Genomic DNA, 14,116 nt, shown 5'->3' on the forward strand with positions numbered 1-14,116 from the left:
CTCATTTATGACCGAAAGCGGCGCATAGTAGGTCCTGCGACGATAAGCCCGTCACACCGCCCGGTTTCCCGGGGTCTGGCCCTGCTCGTAATTGGTGCCGAACACATAGTCCCACCAGATCGCATGGACGCCGAAGCCGCGCTCCGGATCACGGAAATGGTGCAGCATATGCAGCCGGCGCACCAGATGGCCGAGCTTGGATTTGGGCTGGCCGTGATGCGTCCAATAATGCACGCAGTCATAGAGCACATAGCCGGCGATGAAGCCCGCCAGCATGGGCCAGGCGAAATCGCCGCCGAAGACGAGGCGGATGAGCGAGAGCGCGATCAGCATGATCGGCGTCGACAGCAGCGGCGGCATGACGAGCCGCAGCGGATCGCTCGGATAGATGTGATGCACGCCGTGGATGAGGAATTGGAAGCGCGGCCCGAGCCCGAAGGGCAGCGGAAACACCGTATGGAACAGGAAGCGATGGCCGAAATATTCGGTCAGCGTCCAGGCCAAATAGCCGGCGACGAAGGCGAGGAGGGTATAGCCCGCGCTCGCATAATTGCTCGCATAGGCGATGAGCCAGAGAATGATCGGCCCATAGACGAGCGGCGGGGTCAGGTGATGGACGCGCGAATATTTGTCGAGAAGGTCGCTCTCGAAGAGGCGCGGCGATGCGTCGAGCGTCTCGTGTTCAGTGGCAGTCATGGGAAACTCTACTCCGCCGGGACGGGAACGAGCTGCGCGGCGCTGGCGGTCTCCACATTGGCGGAGCGCGTCTGCAGCGAATAGCGCGGGTCGAAGACAAAGGTGACGAGCAGGGCGAACCACGAATAATGGGCGCCGAGCGGCTTGTAGAACTCGGGCGCCATTTCGGTGAGCTCCGGCAGACGCCGCCACGGAATCTCGTGAAAGTCGTGATGCTCGTTGTGATAGCCGATGTTGAGCGCGACCTTGTTGAGCGGGCCGTAATAGTCGAACGTGCCCTGATTGGGGCCGAAGGCGAAATGCTCCTGCACCCAGCGCGCGCTCAGAGGATGCAGCCCGCCGACCGAGAACCAGAAGGACAGCACGAGATAGAGCAGCGCATTGGGGCCGAAGGCCCAGAGCACGAAGACGTCGAAGAGCAGGATGACGGCCGTGTTGATATAGGTCCACAGGCCCATGATCGGCACAGTGCCCTTCAGCCGCGAGAGGCGCGCCAGCTGGATCGCCGGGAAGAAGAACAGCCACAGCGCCTTGCGCCATGTGCTGTTGCCCACCCACTCCACCTCCCAATGGCTCGGAATGTCGGCGTCGTAATCATAGGCCGACAGATGCGAGTGATGCTTTATGTGGTAGCAGCGAAAGCCCATCGCCGTCGGAAAGGCGTTGGGCAGATCGGCGAGCAGGGCGGTGAGCTTGTTGTAGAGCGTGTTGTCGAACACGCAATTATGGATCGCGTCGTGAATAGCGACGAAAGCCGCGTGATTGGCGAATGCGCCGACGCAAATGGCGAGCAGCAAGGTCAGCGGCCAATAGGAGAGGCCGAGCCAGCCGAGAATGGCGGCGATCAGCAGCTGGCCGGCGAATATCCCCGCGGTGATCTTGAAAGTGAGATCGTCCTTGCCGAACAGCGTCCTCACCTCTGGATGCGCCTCGAGAATGAGGCGGCGACGCTCGACATGCGAGCGATCGGCGGAGGACGTCGAAGAAATCGAGATGACATTCATGGAGTCGCCTCTTCTCTCACAGCCTCGGTTGCAGCGGGCGGCGCGCCCGCCACGCGCTTTTCATAGACGCGGTGAATCTTGTCGATCTTGCCGCCGAACATTTCGATCGGCTTGCGCATTCCCATATTGTCCTCCAGCACCCAGCCGGCCTCGAGGGCGACGATGCTGGCGTCGACGCAGCTGCGCCGCCGCATGTCCTCGATCAGCGACAAAAGGATCGCGCCGCCCGTCGCGCTGTTCTGCAGCGTCTTGCGCGTGCCGAGCAGCAGCAGGCGCGCGGTCGAGAATTTATGCTTGCGGATGCGCGAGATCAGCTTGAACAGATTGAAGGGCAGCAGCTTGCCGTCGAAGTCGGCGGTGATCTCGTGCAGATTGGGCAGAGCGACCGCGAAGGAGACCGGCGCGCCGTCGAACTCGAGCACAATGCCGAATTCCGGCGGCATCACATATTTCATGAGGTCCGCGAAGCCGTCGAGCTCGTCCTTGCCGAGCGGCACATAGCCCCAATTGCCGCGCCAGGCGTCGTTGAAGAGATCGGACATCAGCGCGGTTTCGCCCTGCTTCAGATGATCGCGATCGAGCTGGCGAATCTTCAAGCGGTTGCGCCATTCCGGGCGATCGGCGATGCGGCGTTCCTTGCTGAGATCCTGCTCCGCGGAGAGATGCCGGTAGGAGATCAGATCCTTCGCCTTGTCATAGCCCAGCGCCTCGACGAGCCGCGACAGATAGGGAGGATGCCAGGGCATCAGAAACATCGGCGTCGCTTCGAAGCCGTCGATCAGCATGCCGCTTTCGCCATTGATGTCCGGCGAGAAGGGGCCGACGATGGTCTCCGCGCCCCGCGCGCGAAGCCATTCCTCCGCGGCCTGCGTCAGCGCGCGCACCACCTCTATGTCGTCGATGGCGTCGAGCGAGCCGAATTGCCAGCGCGAGGTGGAGACGGGCTGAATCTCGGGCTTATAGACCTGCGCGCCGATGCGGCCGACCCATTTGCCGTCCTTGCGCGCCAGAAACTCCTGCGCGTCGACATGCTTGAAATGCGGATTGAGCTTGTGGCTGTAGAGATTCCAGCGCTCGGCGTCGAGCGAAGGCGCGAAGCCTTTCTGGCCCTTATAGATGAGACGCGGCAGCTTGCAGAAGGTCAGGAAGCGCAAAAAATTATCGACAGGAACAATCTCGATGCCGGCCATAGCGAACACCTATCGAGCTAGAGAAGCGAGCGAAAGCTGGCATATCGACGCGGGAGAGCGGAGCGAGTGGGGGAGCCGGCGGTCGTGAGCGGCGGCCTGCGTTCTTTCTACTCCCCGCTCACTCCCTCATTTCCCTCACAGGCTCGCGCCCGCCATCGCCTTTTTCACCAATTCATGCGCCTCTGCGGCCACCGGCGGCAGATCGCGCAGCGCGTCGAGCACGGCGCGAATCTCATCCTCGGAATGATTGGCGGAGAGGAAGAAACGCAGACGCGGTTGGTCTTTGGGCACGCCGATCTGCACGATCGGTGGCACATAGAAGCCGAGGCCGAGCAGATGCTGCGAGGCCCACATGGTCTCGACGCTGTCCTGGAACAGAATCGGCACCACGCCGCGGCCGATCGCCGGCCCGGTGCTCAGCCCATTGGCATGGGCGTAGTCGCGGAAGAGCTCCGCGTTGCGCGCGAGCTTGCCGACGCGCCAGCTCTCCTCCTGCATCAGCCGCAGGGCGGTGCGTGCGGCGGCGAGGATCACGGGCGACAGGCCGACGCTATAGACGAAGCCCGGCAGAGTATAGCGGAACCAGTCGATGACCGGCTTTTTCGCGCAGACGAAGCCGCCGCAGGAGGCGAGCGTCTTCGACATTGTGCCGACGACGAGATCGAGCCGGCCGGGATCGACGCCCTGCAACTCGGCGAGGCCGCGGCCCGTCTCGCCCAGCACGCCGAGCGAATGCGCCTCATCGACCATCAGCCAGGCGTCATGGCGCTCTTTCAGCTCCACGAGGCGCGGCAGATCGGCGGTGTCGCCGTCCATGCTGTATATGCCCTCGACGACAATGAGCACATGGCGGAAGTCTTCGCGCTTCTTGGCGAGGAGATGGTCCAGATGCTCGAAGTCGTTGTGGCGGAATTTGATCACCTCCGCCGAGGAGGCCTCGCAGCCGGCGACGATGCTGTTGTGGGCGAGCTCGTCGATGAACAGAGCGTCGCGCTTGCCGAGCAGCCAGGAGATGGTCGTCACATTGGCGAGATAGCCGGAGACCAGCGTCAGCGCCGCCTCCATGCCGAGAAATTCGGCGATCTCGGCCTCGAAGGGCTTGTGAGTCGAGCGCTCGCCGCCGACGAGGCGCGAGGCCAGCGCGCCGACGCCGAGCCGATGCAGCTCGTGATCGGCCTCCTCCAGAATCTTGGGATGATTGGCGAGGCCGAGATAATCGTAATTGGCGAAGCTGACGAAATGCGTCCCCTTCGCCTCGAAATCGGCGCGAAGCCGATCGATCTGCGCGAAGAAGGGATCGTGATATTGGAGGAGCGCATTGCCGGCGAAACGAAATCGTCTCGATGCGTAGTCCGAAAGGCTGTTATGCTTCGCCACTTAGTGCGTCATCCCTCGAGTCTGCGGCCGCGCGCGCGTCTCGCGGCGCCGCATTGGAAGAGGACGCCCGATTCCTCGGAACGTCCGCGGTCGGCCCGCAGGCTTAGCACCCTTCGGCGCCATAGCGCCAGCGAAAGCATCGTGGCGCGGGGGAAGTCCTCCTATGCCGGCGGGCCAGAGGCGGGGATTTCCCCTGCGGCGGAGTTGCTCTATTGGCTCTGCCGATGACCGACATTCCGCATCCTCCCTCCCGTCCCCATGCCGAGCGCGCCTCCGCCCTACGTCTGCGGGTGGAGGATCTCGCCATCGCCCGCGGCGGGCGGCGCGTGCTCGCGGGACTCGGCTTTACGCTCGCGAGCGGGGAGGCGCTGATCGTCACCGGCCGCAACGGCGCCGGCAAATCGACGCTTTTGCGGGCGCTCGCGGGGCTTTTGCCGCGTCTTTCCGGCCATATTGCGATCGAGGGCGCCACGGAGGCGGAGGAGCCGGCGACGCTGCTGCATTATCTCGCCCATGCCGATGGGCTGAAGGCGCCGCTCACCGCCCGCGAGAATCTGGAGTTCTGGGCGCAATTTCTGGGGGAGGAGCCGGATCGGCGCAGCCTCGCCCCGGCGGAGGCGCTGGAGCGCGTAGGGCTCGCGCATCTTTCGGAGACGCCGGTCGCCATGCTCTCCGCCGGGCAGAAGCGCCGCATCGCGCTCGCCCGGCTGCTGGTGGTCTTCCGGCCGCTATGGCTGCTGGACGAGCCGACCAGCGCGCTCGACGCCGCCTCGCGGGTGCGGCTCGCCCGGCTGATGACGGAGCATCGCGCGCTCGGCGGAATGATCATCGCCGCCACTCACGAGCCGCTCGGCCTCGAGGATGCGCGCGAGCTGGCGCTGGGAGCGAATTCGTGAATTCTCCGCTTCTCGCTCTCTTCCTGCGCGATTTGCGCGTCGCTCGCCGCATCGGCGGCTCGGCGACCATGGGCGTCGTGTTTTTTCTGGTGATGGTGTCGATCGTCCCTTTCGCCATCGGCCCGGACCCCAATCTCCTCGCCCGCATCGGCCCGGCGATCCTCTGGATCGCGGCGCTGCTGGCGAGCCTTCTCTGCCTCGATCGGCTGTTTCAGGCCGATCTCGAGGACGGCTCGCTCGATCTCTTTCACCTCGGCCGCGCCCCGCTCGAGCTGGCGGTTCTGGTGAAATGCGCCGCCCATTGGGTGACGACCGGCCTGCCGCTGACGCTGGCCGCGCCTTTTCTCGGCCTGATGCTCCAGCAGGAGGAGGCCGCGCTCGCCGCCGTGACGGTCACGCTTCTGGCCGGCACGCCAGCGCTGACGCTGATCGGCGCCATAGGCGCGGCGGCGACGGTGACGCTGCGCCGCGGCGGCCTGCTGATGGCGCTGCTGGTGCTGCCGCTGACGATTCCGGTGCTGATTTTTGGCGTCTCGGCGGCGGAGGCGGCGACGGGCGGCACAGTATCCTTCGCCGCGCCTTTCGCCATTTTATGCGCGATCAGCCTCGGCGCGCTGGCGCTGTGTCCCTTCGCCGCGGCGGCGGCGTTGCGGAGCGCGGGGGAGTAGAGGCGTCACTCTGTAGCCAGCAAAGCCGCTATGCTATCGATGAAGTGCGTCGCCGCCACGATCGCGTCTTCTGCGTCAGAGGGCGTGACATCGGCGCCGGGACCGGCGCCGATGTCGCTGATTTCCTTGTAGATATAGGCTTTCGCGAGGAATTTCGGCAGCGACTTGTCGATCGCTCCGCTGTCTTTCGCCAGACGAGCGAACTCGGCTCTCGCGCCGGAGTGGGTCTTCACGCTCTTTCCGGTCGCTTCGACGATGAAGGCTTCGGCTGCGTGAAAAGCGGCGTAATAAGCGCAACGAGCGGCGACTTTGGAGAGTCCGATCGCGGCGATCTTTCGGGCGTCGCTCAGATCCTCGCGCGCCTTCTCGAGAAAGTCGGCGGCTTCCGCTTTCACAGATCGACGCCTTCGCGTCGTAGCTCTCCCATCAGCGCGGTCGGCTCGCGATAGGCTGCTGCGAGGAAGGGGCAGGGCGTTGATGACGGCCCCGGTGTCGTAGAGAATGTCTGTCTCGATCTCGGCGATCCGATCCGCCTCGCGGCCGAGGCTCTCCATATCCGTCAGAAAAATCGCCACGTCATAATCGGAATCGGGACGCGCATCGCCGCGCGCCCTCGAGCCGAATAGCACGACTCGTTCGAGCCGCGGGCCGTAAGCCTCGCCGAGCGCGGCGCGGAAGCGGCTCATGATCGGATCGATCGCTGTCATCATCGGCCGAACATCGCTTCCCGCCCCGCTTCAGTACAACCCGCCCGTTCCGCTGCCCACCTGCTTGTCCACATCCTGCGCGGCTCCAGACTGGAGCCCGCCGTCGCTGCCGGCCGGGGAGTAGGAATCCGGAGGCGCAGTGCCGGGCTTGAAGGCCTCGAGGATCGAGCCGGCGCCCTTGGAGCGCAGGCCCGAATGCGGATCGACCGAGATCAGCTTGATGCCCGGAGGCACGCGGAAGGGCACGTCGGGCTTGTCCTTCAGCGCCACCGTCATGAAGTCGCGGAAGATCGGCGCGGCATAGGTCGCCGCCTGCGCGCTCTTGCCCTCGCCGACGGGGCGCGGGCGGTCGTATCCGATATAGACGCCGACGGCGAGATCGGGCGAGAAGCCGACGAACCACAGATCCTTGGCCTCGTTGGTGGTGCCCGTCTTGCCGGCGAGATGCTTGCCCACGGCCTTGATCGACTGCCCGGTGCCGCGCTCGATGACGCCTTCCATGATCGAGGTGATCTGATAGGCGGTGAGTGGATCGAGCACCTGCTCGCGCTTGTCGATCAGCTTGGGCTCGTTCTGGCTCTCCCATTTGGGGGCGTCGCAGCCCAGGCACTGGCGCTCGTCATGGCGGTAGATCGTCTTGCCCCAGCGGTCCTGAATGCGGTCGATCAGCGTCGCCTTCACCCGTTTGCCGCCATTGCAGAGCATGGAATAGGCGGTCACCATGCGCATCACCGTCGTCTCGCCGGCGCCGAGCGCCATGGGCAGATAGAGCGGCATTTCGTCATAAATGCCGAAGCGTTTGGCGTATTCGGCGATCAGCGGCATTCCGACGTCCTTGGCGAGGCGCACCGTCATCATATTCTTGGAGTGCTCTATGCCATAGCGCAGCGGATGCGCGCCCGTGCCGTGAGCGCCCTCGAAATTCTCCGGCGTCCAGCTCTCGCCATTGGCCTGCACGATGGTGATCGGCTCGTCCAGAATGGAGGAGGAGGGCGTGTAGCCATTGTCGAGCGCGGTGGCGTAGACGAAGGGCTTGAAGGAGGAGCCCGGCTGGCGCAGCGCCTGCGTCGCGCGGTTGAACTCCGATTGATCATAAGAAAAGCCGCCGACCATGGCGAAGACGCGGCCCGTATAGGGGTCCATCGCCACCATGGCGCCGGAGATTTCCGGAATCTGGCGCAGCCGAAACTGTCCCGGCCGGCCCGAGAGCGGCTCGACATAAATGACGTCGCCCGGCGACAGGGCGGCGCGAATGCTGCGGCCGGCCCAGCGCATCCCTTCCTGGCCGAGCTGGCCGGTCTCGCGCTCGCGCGCCACCTCGCCGGATTTCTCGCGCCCGGGCTGCAGGCCGATGCGGGCGAAGCTGTCATTCGTCTCCAGCACCACGGCGAGACGCCAGGGCTTCACATCACCCAGAGCCGGAATATCGGCGAGCGGCAGGCCCCAATCATAGGAGATGTCGATATGGCGCATCGGCCCGCGGAAACCATGCGCCTCGTCGAAGCGCACGAGGCCGTCGGCCAACGCCTTGCGCGTGATGGCCTGCATCTTGGGGTCGAGCGTCGAGCGCACCGAGAGGCCGCCCTCATAAAGCTTCTTGTCCCCATATTTGTCGAGCAGCTCGCGGCGCACCTCCTCGGCGAAGAAGCCGGCGACATAGGTGTTGGGCGAGGTGACGCGCGGATTGACGCCGAGCGGCTCGGTCTTGGCCTTGTCGCCGTCCTTCTGCGAGACGAAGCCGTCGGCGACCATGCGATCGATGACATAATTGCGGCGCTCGAGCGCGCGGTCGCGATGCAGGAAGGGGTGATAGTTGTTCGGCGCCTTGGGCAGAGCGGCGAGATAGGCGGCTTCCGGTATCGTCAGCTCATAGACCGATTTGTTGAAATAATTCAGCGCCGCGGCGGCGACGCCGTAATTGCCGAGGCCGAGATAGATCTCGTTGAGATAGAGCTCGAGGATGCGGTCCTTGGGATAGGCCGCCTCTATGCGGAAGGAGATCAGCGCCTCGCGGATCTTGCGCTCGAAGCTGCGCTCATTGCCGACGAGGAAGTTCTTGGCCACCTGCTGGGTGATGGTGGAGGCGCCCTGCATGTGCCGGCCGCCTTGGGCGAGGATCGAGGCGGCGCGGGCGATGCCTTCGAAATCGACGCCGTTGTGCGTGTAGAAATTCTTGTCCTCGGCCGAGATGAAGGCCTGCTTGACGAGCGGCGGAATCGCCGAGCTCGGCAGGAACAGCCGGCGCTCGCGCGAATATTCGGCGAGAATGGAGCCGTCATTGGCGTGGATGCGCGTCGTGACCGGCGGCTCGTAATTGCGCAATTGCGCCGTGTCCGGCAGGTCTTTCGAGAACACATAGACGACGCCGGCGGCGGCCGTCACGGCGATCAGGAAGACGATGGCGCCGGTCGCGAAGAGGAAGCCGAAGAACCGGACGAGCAGACGCATGACGGATGATCCTCGAAGGAGACGCATTGCCGTGAAATCTGGCGCGCGTCGCGCCGTCGGCGTCTCGTTTAGAGATATTTTATCGCGACGGAAACCCGAATCGGCCCCGCATCCGCGCCCTTCCTTATGCCAGTTTTTATGTTTTATTGTGGGCGCGCGGTCGCGGCCACGGCTTGCGCGGGCGCGCTGGCCTGCGCCTGCTCGCGAGCCGGGTCCTGGCGTTCCTCGAAATAGCGCTCGATCGCCTGCGCTGTGGCCGCGGCCGCGCGTTCGCGCCATTCCGGCGAGACGAGCCGCGAGAGATCGCGCGCGCTCGAAAGATAGCCGAGCTCGAGCAGAACCGAGGGAATATCGAAGGCCTTCAGCACGACGAAGCCGGCGGAACGGCTCGGATTCTTGTTGAGATGGCCGAAGGTTTGCCAATAGGCGATCAGCGTGCGGGCGAAGACGCGGCTATAGGCGCGGGTCTCGCGGCGGGTGAGGTCGTAGAGAATGTCGCCGACCTCGCCGGCGTCCTCCGATTTCGGCTCCAGCCCGGCGGCGCGATCGGCGAAATTCTCTTTTTCCGCGATCTTCGCCGCCTCGGCGTCCGAGGCGCGGCCGGAGACCGTATAGACCGTCGCCCCTTCGACGCTCGCCTCGCCGAGCGTATCCGCATGAATCGACAAGAACAATTCGGCGCCTGCCTGGCGAGCGACGCGCACCCGCTCGTCGAGCGCCATAAAGGCGTCTTCATTGCGGGTGAGGGCCACGCGCAGTCTGCCGCTCGCCTCGAGCTTGGCCTTCAGCACGCGGGCGAATTCGAGGACGATGGTCTTCTCCTGCTCGCCATGCGGTCCGGCCGCGCCGACGTCGACGCCGCCATGACCGGGGTCGATGATCAGCATGGGCTTGCTTCCCGGCGGCGGAGGCGGCTCCACGGCCGCGCTCTGTGCGATTCTCGGGACGGCGGCCGGCGCTCTTCGGGCCGCCTCTGCGGCAAAGCTCGCGGGGTCGGTCGCTTCGAGCTCGACGACGAATCGGGGAGACTTCGGCTTCGAATCGCTCTCGGCGCGGATGATTTTGGCCGGACGCGCGAGATCGATGACGATTCGCGACCGTCCCGGCGCGAAATGGCCGAAGCGGAAGGAGGCGACGAGATCGTCGGCGCCGCGCTTGTCCTTGGCCGGGCGGCCGATTTCGGGGTCGAGCCGGAAGGCCATTTCCGGCAGATCGACGACGATTCGGTACGGATCGGCGACGGGAAAGACAGTGGGCGTCACCTCTGCCGTCGTCTCGAAGACGAGGCGCGCCCGGTCCTTCTTCTGCTCGATTCGCGCGGCGATCGCCGAGACCGGCTCGGCCGACGACGCGGACTCGGCGCCGGCGCCGAATGGGGCGAAAGCCAAGCTAAAGGTCAGAACCGCCGCAGAAAATCGTCGCCGAGGCGCGAGCCGGCCCGACCGATCCTGAGCCCGCAAAGGCCGAGCTCCCCTCGGTCGCCTGTCGTTCATTTCGAAAATCGCCCCGCTCGCGCGCTCGCCCGAAAACAATATGGCGCGGCTCGCGCATGGGCGCGAGCCCGAAATCTTTCTGAGGATATCTGGTTAACGCGAAGTTTAGGACAGGCTGTGGGCGAAGGCGCCGAATGGGCTCGCCCAACTTGCGGTGTCGCCTTCGAGACATTATGTATGGAAACGTTCCGTGGAAGGGTCCGAAATACGCCGCGCGTATTTCGTCGGCTCTCGGCGCTGGGAACCGTCTCGGGACGGACGGCGTGTTTTCCGCGGAACGAACACGTTCGAATGCACGCCTCGCGCGCGGGTTCCGGACGGGCGGGCGCCGCCGTAAGGCGCTGTGACATAAGGTTTTTGTGACGAGCTCATGGCGAAGTACGAGCTCATGGCGAAGTCCATGACATGCCGCCGATCGAGGCCCCGCTCAGCTCGCGAGTATCGCGCGCCGGCGGAGCAATCGATTCGCGCTGTCGCGCCGAGCCGTCGTCACTTCGGCTCCCGGTCGGATTCGCTTCGGCGGCCGATCGGGCCTCTCGCCCAGTCCGCCGGCGGTCGCGCCGGTTCGCGTATCCGATGTTTCGCGATCGACACCAACTCCCAGAAAACACGCGTCGACGCTCCGACGCTTCGCCGGACCGCGGTCGCATCATCCTCTAGGGGATGTTCGCTCGAGACCGCCGGCGTCGCCTCGCGTCGCGCCGCAAAGAGTTTCTCATGGCCAACAAAATGCTCATCGACGCCTCCCACCCGGAGGAAACCCGCGTAGTCGTGCTACGTGGAAATCGCGTTCAGGAATTCGACTTCGAAGCCGCCGACAAAAGGCCTCTGCGCGGCAATATCTATCTCGCCAAGGTCACGCGTGTGGAGCCTTCGCTCCAGGCCGCCTTCGTGGATTACGGCGGCAATCGCCACGGCTTTCTGGCCTTCGCCGAAATTCACCCGGATTATTATCAGATTCCCGTCGCCGATCGGATCGCTCTGCTCGAGGAGGAGAGCCGCGTTCATCAGCAGGAGGACGAGGAGCCGCGCCAGCACAGCGGACGCCGCCGCTCGCGCCGCCGCCATTCGGACGGAGCGGAGAAGCGCGCCAACGCCGATGAGGTGATTTCCGAAAGCGCGCCCGAAAACGAGGAGGGCGCCGAGGCCGAGGCCCCGGCCGTCGAGGCGGCCGGTCCTGTCGAGGCCGAGACGCGAGCGCAAGCCGAGACGCCGGCGCAGGACCCGAGCGTCGAGAGCGCCGAGCCCGAATCGGCGCCTGTCGCGGAGGTGGCCGAGGCGCTCGCGCCGGAGGCGGCCGAGGCGCCGATCTCCGTCGATCCGCAAGGCTTCGGCGTCGTCGAGGCCGGCCATGCCGAGGAAGCGCCGGCCGAGCCGGCCGAGGCCGATCACGAGGTCAAGGCCCGTCGCCAGGACGAGCGTGATGAAGAGCATGAGGCCGAGCGCGAGGAGGCCGAGGCCCGCCGCCGCGACGACGACCATGACGACGAGGAAGAGCACGAGGACGAGGAAGAGCACGTCGAGCATATCGGCGGCGACGCGATGGAAGAGGTGCCGCACCGGCCCTCGCGCTCGCGCCGTCAGTACAAGATCCAGGAGGTCATCAAGCGCCGCCAGGTTCTGCTCGTGCAGGTCGTCAAGGAGGAGCGCGGCAACAAGGGCGCGGCGCTGACCACCTATCTCTCGCTCGCCGGCCGCTATTCCGTGCTGATGCCCAACACCGCGCGCGGCGGCGGCATCTCCCGCAAGATCACCGACGGCGCCGATCGCAAGCGCCTGAAGGAGATCGTGCAGGAGCTCGAGGTGCCGGAGGGCATGGGCGTCATTCTGCGCACCGCCGGCGCCACCCGCACCAAGGCCGAGGTCAAGCGCGACTTCGAATATCTGCTGCGCATGTGGGAGAGCGTGCGCGAATTGACGCTGCGCTCCAGCGCGCCGACCCTCGTCTATGAGGAAGGCTCGCTCATCAAGCGCGCCATTCGCGATCTCTACGGCCGCGACGTCGAGGAGGTCATCGTCTCCGGCGAGGAGTCCTATCGTGAGGCCAAGGACTTCATGCGTATGCTCATTCCGAGCCACGCCAAGAACGTCCGCCTCTATCGCGATCCCAATCCGATCTTCGCCGCCGCCGGCGCGGAGGCGCAGCTCGACGCGCTCTTCTCCAATCAGGTGACGCTGAAATCGGGCGGCTATCTCGTCATCAATCAGACCGAGGCGCTGGTCGCCATAGACGTGAACTCGGGTCGCTCCACGCGCGAGCACAATATCGAGGACACGGCGCTGCGCACCAATCTGGAGGCGGCCGACGAGGTCGCCCGCCAGCTGCGCCTGCGCGATCTCGCCGGCCTCATCGTCGTCGATTTCATCGACATGGAAGAGAGCCGCAACAATCGCTCGGTCGAGCGCCGCTTGAAGGACGCGCTGAAGAACGACCGCGCCCGCATTCAGGTCGGTCGCATCTCGCATTTCGGCCTGCTCGAAATGTCGCGCCAGCGCATCCGCGCCGGCGTGCTCGAGGGCTCGACCGTGCCCTGTCCGCATTGCGCCGGCGCCGGCACGGTGCGCTCCACCGCCTCCATCGCGCTGCATGTGCTGCGTGTGCTCGAGGATGCGCTCATCAAGAGCGCGGCGCATGACATCATCCTGCGCACGCGCACTGTGGTGGCGCTCTATATTCTCAATCAGAAGCGCGGCCATCTGCAGGCGCTGGAGCGCCGCTTCGGCGTCGCCATCACCGTTTCGGCGGACGACAGCCTGACCGGCACCTCCTATCATGCGCTGGAGCGCGGCGAGCCGGCCACCGGCGTGCGCGAGCTTCCGACGCAGCAGCCGCTGCGCGTCGATTCGCTCGCCGATCTCGAGGAGGAGATCGAGCCCGCCGAGACCGAGGCCGAGGCGGACGAAGGCGAAATCATTGCCGAGCGTCGGCCGGAGGCTCCGCGGCGGGAAGAGCGTGCGGAACGCGCGCCTTTCACCGAGGAAGAGGGCGAGGGGCAGGCCCGCGGGCGCCGTCGGCGCCGTCGTCGGGGACGCGGCGGCGGAGTGGCTGGCGGTGAAGCGCCGGCGCCGGGCGCCGAGCAGCCGTCGGATGAAGGCCTCGCCATTGTCGCGGAGATCGATGGCGTGCCCGCCGCGCCGGCCAATGAGGTTCCGCGGCCGGCGGAACGCGGCAGCCGCGGCGGACGCGGTCGTCGCGCCGGCCGCTGGACCCGCTCCTCGCCGCTGCCGCCCGAGTTTCGCGAGCAGGGCGCCTTCCCGCTCGACGAGGGCGCCGCAGAGACGGCCGTCTCTGCGGCCGAGGCGCATATTCCGCCTTATGAGGCGACCGAGGCGGCTCCGGCTCCCGTCGTGACGGAGGCGGCCCAGATCGCCGAGGCTCCGGCCCCGGAAGCTCCGGCCGATTCGGCTACGCCGGTCGAGGTCGCGGCCCCTGCCGCGCTTGCGCCCGAGGCTCCCTCGGCGGCTGCGGAGGCTCCAGAGCCCGCGGCTCCGCCTACCCCCATCGTGCACGAGGCCGTAGCCCCGCCGGCTCCGCCCCGCAAGCCGACCGAGACGGTTATTACCGAGGCCGACCCCAATCGTCCCAAGAAGGGCGGCTGGTGGCAACGCGCCAAGGCCTCGCTCGGCGGCGAGTGAC

General features: G+C 65.9%; 10 protein-coding genes. 3 read left to right on the plus strand and 7 right to left on the minus strand.

The window, feature by feature from the left end; all coding sequences use genetic code 11:
• Window positions 1-51 precede the first annotated feature (51 nt).
• The 4 genes from FMZ75_RS07580 to FMZ75_RS07595 form a co-directional block, all read right to left on the minus strand.
• Window positions 52-696, minus strand: coding sequence for a sterol desaturase family protein (locus FMZ75_RS07580; RefSeq protein ID WP_166141905.1), 645 nt, complete (start codon window positions 694-696; stop codon window positions 52-54).
• An 8-nt stretch (window positions 697-704) separates the two neighbouring features.
• The gene (locus FMZ75_RS07585) at window positions 705-1,700 is read right to left on the minus strand and encodes a fatty acid desaturase (protein ID WP_166141906.1); all 996 of its coding nucleotides are present in this window, start codon (window positions 1,698-1,700) and stop codon (window positions 705-707) included.
• Window positions 1,697-2,890 carry a hypothetical protein gene (locus tag FMZ75_RS07590; protein WP_166141908.1) on the minus strand — a complete coding sequence of 398 codons (1,194 nt, stop codon included), beginning with the start codon at window positions 2,888-2,890 and terminating at the stop codon, window positions 1,697-1,699. The genes FMZ75_RS07585 and FMZ75_RS07590 overlap by 4 nt, the downstream gene beginning before the upstream one ends.
• Window positions 2,891-3,025: 135 nt before the next feature.
• A complete protein-coding gene (locus tag FMZ75_RS07595) occupies window positions 3,026-4,267 on the minus strand; it encodes an aminotransferase class I/II-fold pyridoxal phosphate-dependent enzyme (RefSeq protein ID WP_024880662.1) in 1,242 nt (413 codons plus the stop codon).
• Window positions 4,268-4,491: 224 nt separating this feature from the next.
• Here FMZ75_RS07595 and ccmA point away from each other — a divergent pair, with 224 nt between their 5' ends.
• Both ccmA and ccmB read left to right on the plus strand, forming a co-directional pair.
• On the plus strand, window positions 4,492-5,163 hold the full coding sequence (gene ccmA, locus FMZ75_RS07600; protein ID WP_166142072.1) for a heme ABC exporter ATP-binding protein CcmA: 672 nt from the start codon (window positions 4,492-4,494) through the stop codon (window positions 5,161-5,163).
• Window positions 5,160-5,831, plus strand: a complete 672-nt coding sequence (gene ccmB / locus FMZ75_RS07605) for a heme exporter protein CcmB (RefSeq protein WP_166141910.1) — start codon at window positions 5,160-5,162, stop codon at window positions 5,829-5,831. The genes ccmA and ccmB overlap by 4 nt, the downstream gene beginning before the upstream one ends.
• A gap of 5 nt (window positions 5,832-5,836) precedes the next feature.
• On the opposite strand, the gene FMZ75_RS21530 is transcribed toward ccmB, so the two are convergent.
• The 3 genes from FMZ75_RS21530 to FMZ75_RS07625 all read right to left on the minus strand — a co-directional run bounded on the left by FMZ75_RS21530 (window position 5,837) and on the right by FMZ75_RS07625 (window position 10,374).
• A complete protein-coding gene (locus tag FMZ75_RS21530) occupies window positions 5,837-6,541 on the minus strand; it encodes a nucleotidyltransferase domain-containing protein (RefSeq protein ID WP_246728837.1) in 705 nt (234 codons plus the stop codon).
• Between the two features lie 27 nt (window positions 6,542-6,568).
• Window positions 6,569-8,986 (minus strand): penicillin-binding protein 1A, encoded by a 2,418-nt coding sequence (locus tag FMZ75_RS07620; RefSeq protein ID WP_108917465.1) that lies wholly within the window; start codon window positions 8,984-8,986, stop codon window positions 6,569-6,571.
• 143 nt (window positions 8,987-9,129) lie between these two features.
• Window positions 9,130-10,374, minus strand: coding sequence for an N-acetylmuramoyl-L-alanine amidase (locus FMZ75_RS07625; protein WP_246728838.1), 1,245 nt, complete (start codon window positions 10,372-10,374; stop codon window positions 9,130-9,132).
• A gap of 822 nt (window positions 10,375-11,196) precedes the next feature.
• Between FMZ75_RS07625 and FMZ75_RS07630 the strand changes: the two genes are divergently transcribed.
• Window positions 11,197-14,115: a ribonuclease E/G gene (locus FMZ75_RS07630; RefSeq protein WP_166141916.1), complete on the plus strand. Its 2,919-nt coding sequence runs from the start codon at window positions 11,197-11,199 to the stop codon at window positions 14,113-14,115.
• Window position 14,116 lies beyond the last annotated feature (1 nt).

It is taken from the genome of Methylosinus sp. RM1 (genome assembly GCF_011378635.1).
In the GTDB taxonomy this organism is placed as follows: domain Bacteria; phylum Pseudomonadota; class Alphaproteobacteria; order Rhizobiales; family Beijerinckiaceae; genus Methylosinus; species Methylosinus sporium.

What these genes read in the sequence shown, in the direction of transcription:
- FMZ75_RS07580 (WP_166141905.1), bottom strand. Translation starts at nt 696, where the DNA reads ATGACTGCCACTGAACACGAGACGCTCGACGCATCGCCGCGCCTCTTC.
- FMZ75_RS07585 (WP_166141906.1), bottom strand. Translation starts at nt 1,700, where the DNA reads ATGAATGTCATCTCGATTTCTTCGACGTCCTCCGCCGATCGCTCGCAT.
- FMZ75_RS07590 (WP_166141908.1), bottom strand. Translation starts at nt 2,890, where the DNA reads ATGGCCGGCATCGAGATTGTTCCTGTCGATAATTTTTTGCGCTTCCTG.
- ccmA (WP_166142072.1), top strand. Translation starts at nt 4,492, where the DNA reads ATGACCGACATTCCGCATCCTCCCTCCCGTCCCCATGCCGAGCGCGCC.
- FMZ75_RS21530 (WP_246728837.1), bottom strand. Translation starts at nt 6,541, where the DNA reads ATGATGACAGCGATCGATCCGATCATGAGCCGCTTCCGCGCCGCGCTC.
- FMZ75_RS07620 (WP_108917465.1), bottom strand. Translation starts at nt 8,986, where the DNA reads ATGCGTCTGCTCGTCCGGTTCTTCGGCTTCCTCTTCGCGACCGGCGCC.
- FMZ75_RS07630 (WP_166141916.1), top strand. Translation starts at nt 11,197, where the DNA reads ATGGCCAACAAAATGCTCATCGACGCCTCCCACCCGGAGGAAACCCGC.